Genomic DNA, 14,976 nt, shown 5'->3' on the forward strand with positions numbered 1-14,976 from the left:
AGGCTTGCGCAATTTCGAAGAATGCAGCGTACTTATCCGTACGTGAAATTCTGAGAAATTGCGCGTAACGCAGATATTGGACTTTTTACGGCGCCATCACTGGTTAAATGATGGAAAAGGCTTTGAGATATTCACGTACGCAGTTGACCGTGCCCACAAACATGCGCGAGCCGATCAGGACGGTGAACACGTCATCGCTGTTTCCGCAGGCTTTGGCAAACTCCGGGCCGATGACCGCGGCCGGATCCCCGGCCCCGGGATTGGCGCCCATGGCGGCAAGATAGGTGTGAAACCGCTGCTTGACCACTTGGAAATAATCGATGTCCTGACCGGTCATCAATCCGGCCGTGCCTGACAGGTTTTGAGAAAAGGCGCGCACCGCATTCCAGTAAACTTCCATGAGTTCGGGCTTGTGCCGGCTGTTTTCCATGAGATAGGGCGCAGCCCATCCCACGGTGATGATTTTGAGCAGGGGTAGTTCATACTCCACGGTTGTGGCATTGACATCCGCGTTTTCGGGCAGCTGAGCCATGAGTTCCCGGATGTCTTCGCGGTCCACGGCAAAATTGAAAAGATCCTCGCCTGCTTTTTCAACGGCGCTTTTTTCCGGATTTTGTTCCTGCTGGTCTTGTTCTTCCATAATTTCCAATGTCTTTTGTTTGGCTTGGCGCTTTGGGGCAAAATAATGTTTTTACTATTTTTATCCGCCTTCGTCAAATCCCGGTGCCATGCCCGGGGTTTGACGGGCCGGGCCGTCCGGTGGGCCTGCGCCGGGATAGGCGGGTTGAGCTGAAGACGGTTTTTGGCCAACCGGTTCCACCTTCAGTTTAAATCCCCGGCTCTTGGCTGCGTATTCAAAGGATTGGCCGGGCTGCAGCCGAAGCGCGTCCATGGGGGTGACCACAATGGCCGCTTGGTTATAGACCGGGCAGGCATGCTCGCAATGGCCGCAGCCGGCGCAGCGGTCTTCTTTCACATGGGGCACCGGATAGGGCAGGTCCGGGCGCTTTTCAAATTCAAGGGCGTCATAGGGACAGACCTCGTCGCAGACCATGCAGCTTTTTTTGTATTCCCATGCCAGGCACTGCTGCCGGTAAATCACGGCTGTGCCGATTTTGGCCCAGGTGCGCTCGGCAGATGCAATTTTTTGAATGGCGCCGGTGGGACATACATTTCCGCAGGCCGTGCATTCGGGATCGCAGTATTTTCTTCTGGGTGTGACCGCCGGGGAAAACAGCCCCAGAAGACCGGCGTCAAACCAGACCGGCTGCAAAGTGTTGGTTGGGCATGCGGCCATGCACTGGCCGCAGCGCACGCACGCTTCCAGAAAATCGGGTTCCGGAAGGGCCCCTGGCGGACGGATCATGCGGGTATCCCGCACAGTGCCCTTTTCTGAAAGATCCCGGGCCACCACGTTTAAGCCGGTTAAGGCAACGGATGCCGTTGCCGCACCGGCTATCCCGGAGAAAAGCAACTGCCGGCGCCCCGGGGAAACCGCTGGCTGCAGGCGCCGGGCCGCGGAAGCATCTGCGGAAAAGGCCACGGCATTTTTGGGGCAGATGGATGCGCATTGCCGGCAGACAATGCACTCTTCATGGCGGCTCTGTTGGGGTGCGTCCGGGTCAATGGCGGCCATGGGGCAGTTGCGCACGCAAATGCCGCACTCATTGCAATCAGGGGAAACCCGGCGCCGGATCAGGGGTTTTCTGGACAAAACCGCCAGCAGAGCCCCGGAAGGACACAAATACCGGCACCAGAACCGGGGCGAGATTTTGGCTGCGGCAAACACTGCGGCAAAAAACAGGAGCACGAAAAAACCCGTGGCAAACCGGGGCGGATCGATTTCCAGAAACATCAGGGTGCGCAGATCCAGACGGCTGGCTATTGGGTAAAACGCGGATACGGCCTGATCGGCTATCATCAGGACCACCGGATAGACCACCAGGCCGTAAAACCGGGTGATTAAAGACAGGGGCGCGGCCCAGTAAACGAATGTGACCCCGCAAAGCGCGGCGCCGGCGGCAAATGCCAGGATGTAATACTTCAGCCGGGCAGAAGGGGCGTATGAAGCTTTTTGTTTTTTCAAGCCCGGGGCCAGCAGGCACTTGTCTGCCGCATCAATGGTGGTGCCCATGGGGCAGATATAGCCGCAAAAGATTCGGCCTGCCAACAGGGCCGAGGCCATCACCCCGACCGCGGGCAGCCATATCCAGGTCAGGCTCCGCATGGCCAGGGCAGTCAACCCGGTAAGGGCGGGATCCATTCGCAGGAAAAGATCCGATGCTGCGATTTTTCCGGCACCGGCCAGCAGCACCAGAAAAATCGCCAGGCACACGGCCCGGGCCAGGCGGCGAAACATCATTTTATACCGTGGCCCTGCCGATTTTCAGCTTGTCAATATCCATGCGCCCCAGGCCCCGCTGGTGGGCCATACGGATATGTTTGATCTGGTCTGCGGAATAGCGGCTGCCGTACCATTCAAAGGACGATACCGTATAGGCGTCTGCCGCCACCATGTCCGCGGATGCAATAATTGTCTTTGGGGTCAGCACCGTGCCCGGCCCGCCGGGCCCGCCCGAGGACAGCACGCGGCTGGCATCGACCACCACCAGATCCGGGGTCAGAAGCGATGCCAGATCCACAATGGATTCGTGAAGATCCAGCCGGTGCATGACCCGCCGGTTGGAAATCAGGCCCATCATGCCTTTCATGGAAAGGCTGACACCGGCCCCGGAATGGGACTTGGCCTGGGGGGCGGCAATAAGGACGTCCGCGTTTAGCACTTCGCGCATGACATCGGTTTGTTTCAGGCTTTTGGCCCCGGAAATCTCCACTTCCCGAAACCGGGACGGGTCTGAGACCGTCTGGGCCATGTCTTTTTCAATGGCGCTGCAGGCCGCGCCAATACCGGAGTTTTCAATGCACTGCTCAGCCGGTGCCAGGGGGTTGTCCAACACCAGCACCCGGCCGGCCCCGGCCTGGCGGCAGAGCTGCGCAAGGGTCTTGACCACCAGGGGATGGGTGTTGGCGGCCCGTTCCGGGCCGCTTGCAAAACTCATGTTGGGCTTGATCACCACCCGGCTGCCGTTTTTCACAAACCGCGACATGCCTCCGAGCATATCCACGGCCTTTTTCACGGCGGGTTCGATTTCGCCGTTGACAACAGCCAGATCCGGCATTTTGTTCTGGGCCCACAGGCTTGCGGGAACCAGCATGGAGGCGCCGGCAAAGCAGGCCAGGCCCCGGACCTGTTTTAAAAAGGTGCGCCGGTCAATGGGTTTTATCAGCGATTTCATAAAACTCCTTGTCTGTTGGCTCATTGCCCGCAGAACAACTGCTGCATCAGGCCCAGATAAATTTCCGCGGCCTGTGCCACCTGCGGGAAGGATACACATTCGTCGTGCACGTGGGCGTTTTCCAGCCGGCCCGGGCCCAGCACCATGGGCTTGATGCCCGCGGCCCAGAGCTGATTGGCGTCTGAATGGCTGCGGAAATCCCCGCTTTGCCAGGTCATCTGCATCCGTGTGAAAACATCCCGGACCGCCTCCACCACCGGTCCTTTTTCCGGAAGCCGGTAGCCGGCGTCAATGGTTTCGATGTGAAAGCGGGTTTCAATGCGGGAATTTCCCGTATCAGCCGGCAGGCAGGCATCTTCTAATTCCGTGACGATTTCGCCGATGGCCGCATCCGGGGGCAGGTGCACGTCCAGCCATGCCTCGCAGCGGTCCGGCACCGTGAGACCGGAGCGGCTGCTGTAAAGATCCCGGAAATTGTAGACCAGCTCGGGCCGCTGATCACGCATGTACTGGGATATGCGCATCATCATCTGAAGCAGCACCTCGATGGTGTTTTCCCGGTTGTTGGCCAGAGATGCGTGCAGGCGTTTGCCCGTGCTCACCATCTGGGTTTCCAGGTACCCGTAGCATCCCAGGCAGGCCACCAGGTTGGTGGGCTCGCCGATGACCGCCCAGGGAAAATGATAGTCCTCGATGAGCCGGGCCGCACCGTCTCCGTTTTCCTCTTCGCCCACCACCAGGCACAGGGCTGCGGGCAGGAGGGGGCCGTAAGCCTGGCGCAGCGCCAGAAAGGCTTCCACCATGGCCGCACACCCGGATTTCATGTCCGCAGTGCCCAGCCCGGAAATGGTATCCTGTTTTTCGTGCCAGCCGTAGTCCTCGATATCGTAGGCCGTGACCGTATCCACGTGGCCGATTAAGGCCAGTTCGGCCTGGCCGTTTTCCGGCAGCACCACCAGGTTGTAGCGGGTTTCATCCACGGACTGGACTGTTGCGGCAATGCTGTTTCGCTTCAGATACCCCCGAAGATAGTCCAGGATATCGTTTTCCTTGCCCGACGGGCTGTAGATGTCCACCAGCCGCTGGAAGAGTTTTTTGAGCCGGTCTTTGCTGATCATTTCATATTTGTTTTGTTTTAGTGGCCGTTTTCGCGCTTTTTCATGCGCTGGCGTTCCTGGTCGAGATTCATTGTCAGATACACGTGCTGCTGGGGATTGCCGAAACCCTGGTGCTCGAAGAAATGAATGGCGGGCATGTTGTCGGCCTCGGTGTCCACAACCAGAATGCGCACTCCGTCGTGGAGCATAATGGACTTGAATCTGTAAAACAGGCGCTCGGCAATTCCCGAACGCTGATATTCCGGCAGCACACCCAGCCAAAGAAGATAGCCGTATTTCCAGGCGGATCGGTTTTTGCTCACCGTGGTGCCCAGGGCAAATCCGATGATCTCGTTTTCATGCTCGGCCACCAGGCAGAATTCCGTGTCACTGTAAAACAAATCCGCCACCTCGTATTCATCCCAGGCACGGTATGTGTTGGGCGCCTTTCTGGCCACAAACAGATGCTCTCCCAGGTGAAACACGTCTGCCAGATCATCAATTGTCATTTCGCGGATTTTGACCGCCTGCTTTTTGGTTCTAGCGGGTTGGGCACTGTCTGACTCAGCCACTTCTGTCATGGGTGACAAAAACTCCTTTCTTTTGCGTTGGTTTAACAGGTTCAATTCAAATGAATTGCTTGTAAAAGTCTGAAACACTCAATTCGGGTTACCATCAAAACAAATATATACATGCATATGATGCATGTAAACACGGATTTGGCAGAGAAGATGCGAAATTGACCAGGCCGGCAACATTTTTGGCAAACATGAAATGCCGGACAGGAGATTTTAATGTCAACCAATTTAATAAATTTGGTTGACATTAAAGCGCATCCGGGATACCCATTTCGCCATGAAAGATGCGGTTCTCAAATCACTGAAACAGACGCGGGTCGTTTCAGGCCAATCCCTGGCCTCGGAACTGGGTATCTCCCGCACTGCTGTCTGGAAATATGTCAATCAGCTTCGCAGGGAAGGCTACCGGATTTCCTCATCGCCCAGGCTTGGCTATACACTCGACAGCGTGCCGGACAGCCTTCTTGCCGCAGAAATTGCAGAGAATCTCCAAACCCGTATCCAGGACCGAAAGATCATTTCCTGCAGGGAGATGCAATCAACCCAGGATCACGCCAAAAAACTGGCCATTCAGGGGAGTTCTGAAGGTACGATCGTTGTTGCGGAAACCCAGAGTGCCGGCCGCGGGCGCCTGGGCCGGTCATGGGCATCGCCGCCCGGAGGACTCTATTTTTCGGTTATACTGCGCCCCGGCATCACACTTGACGGTGCCGCCGGGTTGCCTTTGGTGGCAGCCGTGGCCCTGGCCCGGGCAATACAGCGATACACCACCGTGGCCCCCGGCTTGAAATGGCCCAATGACGTGCTGATCAAAAAACGAAAAGCAGCGGGTATTCTCGTTGAAATGAGCGCGGAAATGGATCGCCTGGATTGGGTGGTCATTGGCATTGGTGTGAATGTGGCTGCCGCATCCGAGCAATTGCCCCCTGAAATCCGGCCGACGAGCACCTCGCTTGCCATTGAATCAGCCCGCACCGTGCACCGGGTGCAACTGCTTGGCGATATCCTTTATGAACTCGAAGGGGCGCTTGATATGTTCCAAACAGAGGGGTTTGAGCCGTTGCGGAAACAGTGGAAAGAAAAAAGCCATACCCTGGGAAAACACGTCACGGTTGTCGGCAGCAGGCAATCCATTGAAGGCAAGGCCGTGGATATCGACGACCGCGGTGCGCTTGTCATGGAATGCGCCGGCGGCATCCGTCAGCGGGTCACCAGCGGGGATCTGTTTTTCAAGGGAGGTGCCCATGGATAGGCGGCACTGGCTGGCGCAACAGGACCGTGATCATGTCTGGCATCCATACGCATCCATTGCTCACCCGCCTTTGGCGACCATGATCGTGTCTGCCGACGGGGTCCGGCTTTATACAGCCGAGGGTCAGGCGCTTATCGACGGCATGTCTTCCTGGTGGGCGGCGATTCACGGGTATAACCACCCGGTTTTAAACAATGCCGCCCACGACCAGATCGACCGGATGAGCCATGTCATGTTCGGCGGCATAACCCATGAGCCGGCTGTGGCGCTCGCATCAATGCTCGTGGACCTCACTCCTGAACCGCTGCAGAAGGTCTTTTTTGCCGATTCCGGCTCGGTAAGCGTTGAAGTGGCCATCAAGATGGCTGTTCAATACTGGCACGGCATGGGATGTCCTGAAAAAAACCGGTTTCTCACGGTTCGCAGCGGATACCACGGGGATACGTTCGGAGCAATGGCCCTGTGCGATCCGGTGACGGGTATGCACGAACATTTTACTTCCGTGCTGCAGCAGCATTATTTTGCCGAAAGCCCCGGGTGCCGGTTTGACGAACCCTGGGATGATGCCTATATCCAGGATTTCAAACAACTCATGGAAGCCCGTCACCAGCAACTGGCTGCGGTGGTTCTCGAGCCCATCGTGCAGGGCGCCGGAGGTATGCGCTTTTATTCCCCGGAATATCTGCGTCAGGTGAAAATGCTCTGCGATGCCCATGACGTTTTGCTCGTGGCCGATGAAATCGCCACCGGATTCGGACGAACAGGCGAACTCTTTGCCTGTAATTATGCGGGCATTTCGCCGGATATCATGTGCCTGGGCAAGGCGCTTACAGGCGGCTACATGACCCTGGCCGCCACCCTTGCCACAAACCGGGTAAGCCGGGGTATTTCCAAAAACGGCGGCGTGCTTATGCACGGCCCCACATTCATGGCAAATCCCCTGGCCTGCGCGGTGGCCGCAGCGAGCATTCGGCTCCTGCTCGACGGCCCCTGGCGGGAAAACGTCCATCGCATTGAGCAACGCCTTCTGTCCGGACTGGCCCCCTGCCGGGGTTTTTCAGGCGTGGCCGATGTCCGGGCACTGGGCGCCATCGGTGTTGTGGAAATGAAAACACCGGTGGACCTTGCAGCCGTCCAGAAACAGTTCGTGAACCAAGGCGTCTGGATCCGTCCTTTTGGAAAATTGATTTATACAATGCCGCCTTACATCATCTCTGATAATGATCTGGATCTTCTGACCCGGACCATTGTCAGGGTTGCCCAAAGTCTGTAATGAACAGGGACCCTTAATGGCAAACCACACCCCTGCCACATATTTTATGCAGGAAGAACTGGCCCGGCGCAAGCAGGAAAACCATTTGCGTTATCTGGTTCCTGTCACGCCCTGCGACGGGGTCATGGTTAAACGAAACGGGCAGTCTTTAATCAATTTTTGTTCCAATGATTATCTTGGCCTGGCCCGACACCCCTTGCTGCGGGAAAGGGCAAAGGCGTTTATGGATCGCTATGGGGCCGGAGCCACGGCGTCCAGGCTGGTGTGCGGCACCCTGCCCTGTGCAGAAGCGGTGGAAGAAAAACTCGCCCGGCTGAAGGGGGCCGAAGCAGCACTGATTTTCAACTCCGGATTTCAGGCAAACCTGTCGCTTCTTCCGGCCCTGGCAGACAAAAAATCGCTGATTTTATCCGACCGGCTTAATCACCGGAGCATCATCGAAGGCGCCCGCCTTTGCCGCTGCGCCCTTGCGGTTTTTCGCCACAATGACCTGGCCCGCCTTGAAGAGATATTGCACAAAAGCCGTTACCTGGACTACAGCCGCATCTTTATTGTCACTGAATCCATTTTCAGCATGGACGGAGACAGCAGTGACGTCAAGCAGCTGGTTGAAATGGCACGAAATTACGGGGCGATTCTGGTTGTTGACGAAGCCCATGCAACAGGGGTTGCGGGAGCGCGGGGCATGGGGCTGACCGCCGGGACTGCGGTGGATTGCTGCATGGGCACATTTGGCAAGGCGCTGGGGTCTTTTGGCGCTTACGGCACTTTTTCAAAAGAAATGCGGGATTATCTGATCAATTGTTGTTCCGGATTTATTTACAGCACGGCGCTTCCGCCGTCGGTGATGGGAGCCGTGGATGCGGCCCTGGATCTGGTGCCCGAGATGGACCGGGAGCGCAAGCAGCTTATGGAAAAGGCCCGGGAGCTGAGAGCGGAGCTGCATCGCATGGGCTGGGACACAGGTTTGTCAGCAACGCATATCATTCCGATTATCGTTGGCAGCGAAGCCGAAACGCTTGCCCTTGCCGGCCGGCTCGAAGATTCCGGCATTCTGGCCATGGCCATTCGGCCGCCCACGGTTGAAAATGGACGATCCCGGATTCGCCTGGCCCTTACAGCGCTTCATACAGACCAACACCTCAACCGGCTTATAGACGCCCTGGATCGATGGAAAAGGGACAAACGCAAATGACCCTGGCACTGCCGAAACAGTTTTTCATTGCCGGAACAGACACGGGAATCGGAAAAACCATGACTGCCGCCATTCTCATGGCGGGATTGAAAGGAACCTACTGGAAACCGGTTCAAAGCGGCGATGCGCAAGGATCTGATACCGGCTGGATCAAGAGGGTCACCGGGCTTGCGCAGCGTCATTTTCACCCAGAGACATATCGGCTTTCCCGGCCCCTGTCTCCGCGCGCCGCCGCCAGGGCCGACGGTGTTTGCATCGATCTTGAGGCCTTTGCGCTGCCTGAATGCACCGGCTCCCTCATTGTCGAAGGCGCCGGGGGCATCATGGTTCCCCTTAACGAAAAAGCCATGATCACAGACCTGATAAAGCATCTTGACCTGCCTGTTTTGCTTGTTGCCAAAAGCGGCCTTGGAACCATCAACCACACCCTGCTTTCCCTGGAACATTTAAAGCGGCGTGAAATCGACGTTGCCGGCGTTGTGTTAAACGGAGAGCCCAACCCGGAGAACCGGCAAGCCATTGCCTGCTATGGAAAAGTCCCCCTTCCGGCGGAGATTCCGCCTCTTGGGCGGGTGAATGCAAAAATACTGGCCCAAAGTTTTCAGCAATTTTTTCAGTAACGCAGAACATCTTTGCAGGCGCGGGTTCCCGGATCAATTCAGAATCTCTCGGATTTTTTCTGCCAGATCGTTGAGGGAAAAAGGTTTTTGTATAAAGTTGATGCCCTTGTCCAATACGCCCTGATGGGCGATAACATTGGCTGTGTAGCCGGACATGAAAAGGCATTTCATGTCCGGCCGGATTTCCTGAAGCCGTTCGGCCAGATCCCGGCCGGTCATTTCCGGCATGACCACGTCCGTAATAAAAAGCTGTATTTCTCCAGCGTTTTCCCTGACTGCCTGTATGGCTTCGTGGGGCGTGGCCGCGGCGATAACCGAGTATCCCAGCCGTTGGAGCATCATCATGCCCAGCTCCAAAAGCATCGGTTCATCCTCTACGATCAGGATGGTCTCTCCCCGGCTTTTCCGGATGGTTTCAGTTCGCTGCGGTTTTGCCTCTGCTGAATCGGCGGCGCTTCTGGGCAAATAAATTCTAAATGTAGTGCCTTTTTCCGGTTCGCTGTAAACATTGATAAAACCCTGATTCTGCCGAACAATGCCGTACACGGTGGAAAGCCCCATACCGGTTCCCATGCCCAGGCCCTTGGTGGTAAAAAACGGTTCAAAAATATGGCTGAGTGTCTCGTTGGCCATGCCGCAGCCGTTGTCGCTCACGGCCAGAAGCACGTAATCGCCCGGCAGGAATTCCGCGTGGGTTTGGCAATAATCCGCATCAAATGAAACAGCGTTTGTTTCAATGGTGATCCGGCCGATATCCGCAATGGCATCCCTTGCGTTGACGCATAGATTGACAAGAATCTGATCGAGTTGAACGGGGTCCATGCAGATTGTACAGGGCGTGTCTCCCGGCAGCCAGGCCAGTTCAATATGTTCGCCAATCAGCCGGCGTATCATTTCCATGATGCCTTCAACCGCAGTATTGAGATCAAATACCACCGGCTCGATGGTCTGCTTGCGGGCAAAGGCCAGCAGTTGACGGGTAAGGCTCGCCGAACGCCGGGCTGCATCCAGGATGGCTTCAATTTTTCCGCGGACGGGATCCGCCGGGCCCGTGTCGTTGATGGCAAGTTCGGCATACCCCATGATCGTTCCCAGCATATTGTTGAAATCATGGGCCACGCCGCCGGCCAGAACACCGACAGCCTCGAGCTTCTGAGACTGGTGAAGCTGCTCCTGAAGCCGTTTCCGTTCCGCTTCCGCCTGATGGTGCGCAGTGATGTCAAAAAAACTTAAAATAATGCGGTCTTCTATCACACGGGTGCTGATAATCATGCGGCGTTCATTGCCATCCTTGCAGCGCACCGGACACTCCATGGCTTCGATCTGATCATCGTTTTCAGCCAGGGCCCGTTCCAGTTCATTTTGCCATTTTGTGCTCATGATTTCTTTTTGGTCGCTATCCTCGAACGAAAGTTGCCATGCCTGCTCCAGGGTTGGTGCGTCATCGGTTGAATAGCCGATTATGTCAAGGAAAGCATCGTTTACATCAAGAACCCGGCCGTCTTTGGAGACATGGGCCATGGGTGTGGGGGCCATTTTAAACAATTGCCGGAAGCGGGTTTCGCTCTCCCGCAGGGCTTGTTCCGTGCGTTTACGCTCGGTAATGTCACGATCAAAAGTAAGCGACAACTCATCGCCGTTATACTCGAAATGATTGCTTCGGATCTCAACCGGGAAGATGCGCCCGTCCTTTGTAATGTGCCGGGATTCAAAGGCCATGGTGCCCACCCGGCGCCTTTTCTCTTTGTGTTGCTCCCATTGATTCGGGGAGAATTCCGGATCGATATCGAATATCTTCATGGAAAGCAGTTCATCACGTGAATATCCAAGGGAGTTGCAGGATGAATGGTTTGCATACACAATATGGCCGGCACTATTGATCCAGAGAATATTGTCCGGTGCCCGATCCATGGCGAACTGTGTCCTTAACAAGGCTTCTTTTTCCAATATTCGTTCTGTTATATCTGATAAAAAACCTTGATAATAAAGCTTTCCGTCCTTTTCGTTGTGAACGGCGCGAACACTGTAAGAGGCCCAAAAGGTAGTGTTGTTTTTTCGAACAAAGCGGCATTCGTGGTTGCGCACTGCTTTGTTTTCTTCCAGCAGGCGCAAAACTTTTTTTCTGTCTTTGGAATCGGCATAGAGGTCTTTGGCAACGTTTTTAACCGACGCCATCATTTCCTGCGGCGATGCATAGCCAAATATTTCTGCCAGGGCGACATTGAGATAAAGAAAACACCCTTCGGGTGTGCTGGAGAATACTCCCACAGGCGCGTTCATCAACATGTCCTGGTAATCCTGAGGCGTGAGGGATGGCAGGTCCGAAGGTTTTGAAGGATGTTTCTCCTGCATGATCAGCTCCTTTTGGCCTTTCAGTGATCGGGCATTTCGGATAATCTGATTATTCTCCAGGATCTTAAAACTGAATTATTATAGCAGGAAAGGCCGCAATAGTATAGGCGGTTTCAAGCAGGGCGGGAAATGGGGCAAGCAGGGGGGCATCGGGTTTGGCCAACAGCGGCAGATTTGGGTTTCCGAATGAATCCGGAAATCCCGGGGGAGGCGATACGCTGTTTTTCCCCCATCAATTAAAGGAAATGCGTTCTATCTGCCGACGGGGCCTGCCCGCTTCCAAAATTTGTATCCGGATTTAGCCATGGAGCAAGGGGACTTTTCCATTCAATGGCGTTTGGTTTACACGTTTCCTTGCAGTCGCCGCACTGGACACAGTTGATTTCTGAAGGCCGGGTCTCCAGGTGGCAACGGCGCCTGCACTGATCGCAGTCCGAACAACGGGCGTTTTTTAAAAAGCCAAAAAGGGAAAAACGGGAAAGGATTTCTATTGCGCCGCCCGTGGGGCACAGAAACCGGCACCAGAACATGGGCACAGCCAGGCCAAGGCCCAGGGCTGCAAGCACGAACAGGGTTTTATAGATCCATATGGGGTCTGCATGTTCAAAGGTGAGGCCCACGGATTTAAAAAAATCTCCCGTGCGGATGGGGATGGCCCATCGCGGGTTTTGGGCCAGAAAAAAGAAATAAAGGGCAAGTGTCAGCACAAAGTATTTTCCGTAGGCAAGACCGGCGCTTACCCGCTGCTTTAACTTGTTTTTGAAAAACGATCCCATGGAGAGGATCTCTGAGACCAGGCCGCCCGGGCAGATCCAGCCGCAAAAGGCCCGGCCGAAAACAAGTACGGACCCGCCGATCAGAATCCAGCTCCACAGCCAGAGACTGCGTCCCGGACATTGGATAACCGGGCAATTGCCGCATCCAATATAGGGAACGGCAAAGGGGCATCTGAAAATGCCGTAAAAAGACCATTCGCCGATCAGACCCAATGATACGATCTGGACGATCCGGCGTTTCCAGTTGCTGAAAAATGTTTTAAGCATCAATAACTCCGTATTTGCGGGTCAATCGCCGGCCTTCGGAGGAGCGCGCGTGGATGAAGCCTGCCGCTTCAAAAAAGCGCTGACTCTTTTCCGAGAGGATGTATTCAATAAACGCTTCGGCCAGGTCCGGGTTTTTCGCCCATTTCATCATGCCGATAGTAAAAGGAACGGGTGCCGGCGGAATGAATTTTTCGGGAATCGGCAGGACCTCAAGCCGTCCCGCAAAGCAGGGCAGCCGGCTGATGCGCTGCTCGATCACCGCCGCATCCGCTTTTCCGTCGGCAAGCACGGTCATGGCCGTTTGAACGCAGTCTCCCAATTGGACGGCATTTTTTCGGGCTTTTTCAATCACTCCGGCCTTCTCCATTATGATCAGACTCGCCTTGCCGCCAGGGGGGGAGGCATCCGGGGAGAGAACCGTCCGGACATCGTCGCGGGCCAGGTCCGCGATTCCTTCGATTCCGGCGGGATTGCCTTTGGGCGTGGCCACCACGTAGCGGGTAAAGCACAATGGCTCAAACCAGCGCATTTTGCCCTGTGCTCTGAGTTTTCGCGCCAGTTCCAGAACCCGCGGGGCAAACACCTCGGTTTGGGATGTGCCGGACAAAAGCGATTTACCAAGGGCTCCGGCAAACGCCCCGGTGTAGGCAATGGCAGCGCCGGTTTTTTGTTCAAAGGCATGGTTGGCGGGTTGAAATGCCTCGGCCAGTCCGCCGCAGGACCAGGCCTGAAGTGCGCTATTCGTGAAGCTGCCGGCAAAAGCGGCGGCTCCCGTGAAAAGACCCGCCCCAAGGGCAAGGCTGCCGGTTTTTAGAAAGGCGCGTCGGTTCAGGCGATCTTTTTCCATTTGCAGGACTCCTTTCCCGGAATTCCCCGGGCATCGGCCCGGCATTGTTTGCAGGATCTGAATACATGCAGGTAAGGGTGGCACGCTTTGTAAATTGCTGCCATCATCGCTGCATCGGGCGTTTGGCAGTGGCCCAGCCGGGCGGCCGGAATCAGCGGCATGGGGTTGAACACCCCGACACCGAGATTTGAAACGAATTTTGCAATTTCTGTAATATGGCGGTCGTTTATCCCGGGGATCACCACGGTGTTCACCTTTATATAAATGCCGGCCTCAAGCGCCTTTTGAATGCCTTCAACCTGGCGCTTCAGCAGAAGCCCCGCCCCCCGGATGCCATCCAGCCGCCTCTCCCCGCTTCTCACATCTGAATGGATTTGTGCGGTGACATTTGGATCCACACCGTTTACTGTCACGCTCAGGAACGCGACCCTCATTTTTTTGAGTTTTTCAACAGCACCCGGCAGGTTCAGGCCGTTGGTGCACAGGCAGAGCCGCGCGTGAGGCAGTTCCCGGTTGATCAGGGAAAGGGTTGTAAAGGTCTCCGGGTTGGCCAGCGGATCGCCCGGCCCGGCAATCCCTACAACTGCCTGCTCGCCTTGCTCGCAAAGAAAGTCTCGGGCTTCATTCACCGCCTCTTTGGGCGAAAGGATTTTTTCACAAATGCCGGGGCGGTCTTTTTGGTTCAATTCACGGCCGATCCCGCGCTCGCAATAGGCGCAGCGGATGTTGCAGCGGGAGGCAACGGGCAGATGGATCCTTGCGATGCGGTGATGAGCCCTGTCGCTCATGCACGGGTGATCGGCAACAGGGGCGGCGGATAACTCCATTCGGCTCCTTTTTCAGAAAATTTCCAGTTATAAACAAAAAAGTGCTCTTCAAAAGTCGATTTTCAGATGGCGCCGTAAAAGCTCAAGGGCAAGGCTTGCGCGATTTTGAAGAATGCAGCGTCGTTATCCTACGTGAAATTCTGAGAAATCGCGCGTAACGCAGATATTGGGCTTTTACGATGCCATCGACAAAAGAGCGTAACTTAGTGTGAATGGAGTGCTTTTTCCAATATTTTATATTTATAAATATATTTAACAATATTGAAATTATCTATAGATTAAGCGAAGGATCGCTGTCCCTGTAATGGTGACAAGGCAAGGCTGCACTGGGCGTGCCGGAGCGGTTTGATGGGTCTGGAAAACTGCCGGAACCTACCGCCAGGGAACAATGCCGAAGGGTCGGATAAACCGGCATGGTCAGAATGCATAAAGCGCCTGTACTGCAAATGGCGGTCTTAACCGCGTCTTAACCTCCTGCCTGTTACATGTCCTGCGTAGCTAAAACAAAAAAACGCAAAAGTGTTATGCATTCCAAAATTGATGGGCCTGTAAAAAGTCTTTTTTACAGGCAGTGTTAAGTGATTAAGTGTTAAGTA

The 14,976-nt window shown here is 55.3% G+C and carries 13 protein-coding genes; 4 read left to right on the forward strand and 9 right to left on the reverse strand.

The genetic code is table 11. The features are described from left to right. Positions 1-103: 103 nt before the first annotated feature. The 5 genes from ACTCIA_RS07595 to ACTCIA_RS07615 are packed head-to-tail and all read right to left on the reverse strand — an operon-like array spanning position 104 to position 4,974. Positions 104-640 (reverse strand): hypothetical protein, encoded by a 537-nt coding sequence (locus ACTCIA_RS07595; protein ID WP_463001205.1) that lies wholly within the window; start codon positions 638-640, stop codon positions 104-106. Positions 641-700: 60 nt separating this feature from the next. Further along, positions 701-2,362 (reverse strand): 4Fe-4S binding protein, encoded by a 1,662-nt coding sequence (locus ACTCIA_RS07600; RefSeq protein WP_463001206.1) that lies wholly within the window; start codon positions 2,360-2,362, stop codon positions 701-703. A 1-nt stretch (position 2,363) separates the two neighbouring features. Continuing rightward, positions 2,364-3,296, reverse strand: a complete 933-nt coding sequence (locus ACTCIA_RS07605; protein ID WP_463001207.1) for a DUF362 domain-containing protein — start codon at positions 3,294-3,296, stop codon at positions 2,364-2,366. A gap of 20 nt (positions 3,297-3,316) precedes the next feature. Further along, positions 3,317-4,414, reverse strand: coding sequence for a M20 family metallopeptidase (locus tag ACTCIA_RS07610; protein WP_463001208.1), 1,098 nt, complete (start codon positions 4,412-4,414; stop codon positions 3,317-3,319). A 17-nt stretch (positions 4,415-4,431) separates the two neighbouring features. Next, on the reverse strand, positions 4,432-4,974 hold the full coding sequence (locus ACTCIA_RS07615) for an N-acetyltransferase family protein (protein WP_463001209.1): 543 nt from the start codon (positions 4,972-4,974) through the stop codon (positions 4,432-4,434). Positions 4,975-5,248: 274 nt separating this feature from the next. On the opposite strand from ACTCIA_RS07615, the gene ACTCIA_RS07620 reads away from it, so the two are divergent. The 4 genes from ACTCIA_RS07620 to bioD are packed head-to-tail and all read left to right on the forward strand — an operon-like array spanning position 5,249 to position 9,311. Next, positions 5,249-6,223, forward strand: coding sequence for a biotin--[acetyl-CoA-carboxylase] ligase (locus ACTCIA_RS07620; protein ID WP_463001210.1), 975 nt, complete (start codon positions 5,249-5,251; stop codon positions 6,221-6,223). After that, positions 6,216-7,496, forward strand: coding sequence for an adenosylmethionine--8-amino-7-oxononanoate transaminase (bioA, locus tag ACTCIA_RS07625; RefSeq protein ID WP_463001211.1), 1,281 nt, complete (start codon positions 6,216-6,218; stop codon positions 7,494-7,496). The genes ACTCIA_RS07620 and bioA overlap by 8 nt, the downstream gene beginning before the upstream one ends. Positions 7,497-7,512: 16 nt before the next feature. Beyond that, a complete protein-coding gene (locus ACTCIA_RS07630) occupies positions 7,513-8,691 on the forward strand; it encodes an aminotransferase class I/II-fold pyridoxal phosphate-dependent enzyme (RefSeq protein ID WP_463001212.1) in 1,179 nt (392 codons plus the stop codon). After that, a complete protein-coding gene (gene bioD / locus ACTCIA_RS07635) occupies positions 8,688-9,311 on the forward strand; it encodes a dethiobiotin synthase (protein ID WP_463001213.1) in 624 nt (207 codons plus the stop codon). Before ACTCIA_RS07630 ends, bioD begins: the two co-directional genes overlap by 4 nt. Before the next feature lie 33 nt (positions 9,312-9,344). Here bioD and ACTCIA_RS07640 read toward each other — a convergent pair whose 3' ends face one another. The 4 genes from ACTCIA_RS07640 to ACTCIA_RS07655 form a co-directional block, all read right to left on the reverse strand. Then, positions 9,345-11,663: a PAS domain S-box protein gene (locus tag ACTCIA_RS07640; protein WP_463001214.1), complete on the reverse strand. Its 2,319-nt coding sequence runs from the start codon at positions 11,661-11,663 to the stop codon at positions 9,345-9,347. 236 nt (positions 11,664-11,899) lie between these two features. Further along, on the reverse strand, positions 11,900-12,706 hold the full coding sequence (locus tag ACTCIA_RS07645; RefSeq protein ID WP_463001215.1) for a 4Fe-4S binding protein: 807 nt from the start codon (positions 12,704-12,706) through the stop codon (positions 11,900-11,902). Beyond that, a complete protein-coding gene (locus ACTCIA_RS07650; protein WP_463001216.1) occupies positions 12,699-13,553 on the reverse strand; it encodes a substrate-binding domain-containing protein in 855 nt (284 codons plus the stop codon). The genes ACTCIA_RS07645 and ACTCIA_RS07650 overlap by 8 nt, the downstream gene beginning before the upstream one ends. Further along, positions 13,535-14,380 carry a radical SAM protein gene (locus ACTCIA_RS07655; RefSeq protein ID WP_463001217.1) on the reverse strand — a complete coding sequence of 282 codons (846 nt, stop codon included), beginning with the start codon at positions 14,378-14,380 and terminating at the stop codon, positions 13,535-13,537. Before ACTCIA_RS07655 ends, ACTCIA_RS07650 begins: the two co-directional genes overlap by 19 nt. Positions 14,381-14,976 lie beyond the last annotated feature (596 nt).

The sequence above is a fragment of the Desulfosalsimonas sp. genome (assembly GCF_055149105.1).

What these genes read in the sequence shown, in the direction of transcription:
- ACTCIA_RS07595 (WP_463001205.1), bottom strand. Translation starts at nt 640, where the DNA reads ATGGAAGAACAAGACCAGCAGGAACAAAATCCGGAAAAAAGCGCCGTT.
- ACTCIA_RS07600 (WP_463001206.1), bottom strand. Translation starts at nt 2,362, where the DNA reads ATGATGTTTCGCCGCCTGGCCCGGGCCGTGTGCCTGGCGATTTTTCTG.
- ACTCIA_RS07605 (WP_463001207.1), bottom strand. Translation starts at nt 3,296, where the DNA reads ATGAAATCGCTGATAAAACCCATTGACCGGCGCACCTTTTTAAAACAG.
- ACTCIA_RS07610 (WP_463001208.1), bottom strand. Translation starts at nt 4,414, where the DNA reads ATGATCAGCAAAGACCGGCTCAAAAAACTCTTCCAGCGGCTGGTGGAC.
- ACTCIA_RS07615 (WP_463001209.1), bottom strand. Translation starts at nt 4,974, where the DNA reads ATGACAGAAGTGGCTGAGTCAGACAGTGCCCAACCCGCTAGAACCAAA.
- ACTCIA_RS07620 (WP_463001210.1), top strand. Translation starts at nt 5,249, where the DNA reads ATGAAAGATGCGGTTCTCAAATCACTGAAACAGACGCGGGTCGTTTCA.
- bioA (WP_463001211.1), top strand. Translation starts at nt 6,216, where the DNA reads ATGGATAGGCGGCACTGGCTGGCGCAACAGGACCGTGATCATGTCTGG.
- ACTCIA_RS07630 (WP_463001212.1), top strand. Translation starts at nt 7,513, where the DNA reads ATGGCAAACCACACCCCTGCCACATATTTTATGCAGGAAGAACTGGCC.
- bioD (WP_463001213.1), top strand. Translation starts at nt 8,688, where the DNA reads ATGACCCTGGCACTGCCGAAACAGTTTTTCATTGCCGGAACAGACACG.
- ACTCIA_RS07640 (WP_463001214.1), bottom strand. Translation starts at nt 11,663, where the DNA reads ATGCAGGAGAAACATCCTTCAAAACCTTCGGACCTGCCATCCCTCACG.
- ACTCIA_RS07645 (WP_463001215.1), bottom strand. Translation starts at nt 12,706, where the DNA reads ATGCTTAAAACATTTTTCAGCAACTGGAAACGCCGGATCGTCCAGATC.
- ACTCIA_RS07650 (WP_463001216.1), bottom strand. Translation starts at nt 13,553, where the DNA reads ATGGAAAAAGATCGCCTGAACCGACGCGCCTTTCTAAAAACCGGCAGC.
- ACTCIA_RS07655 (WP_463001217.1), bottom strand. Translation starts at nt 14,380, where the DNA reads ATGGAGTTATCCGCCGCCCCTGTTGCCGATCACCCGTGCATGAGCGAC.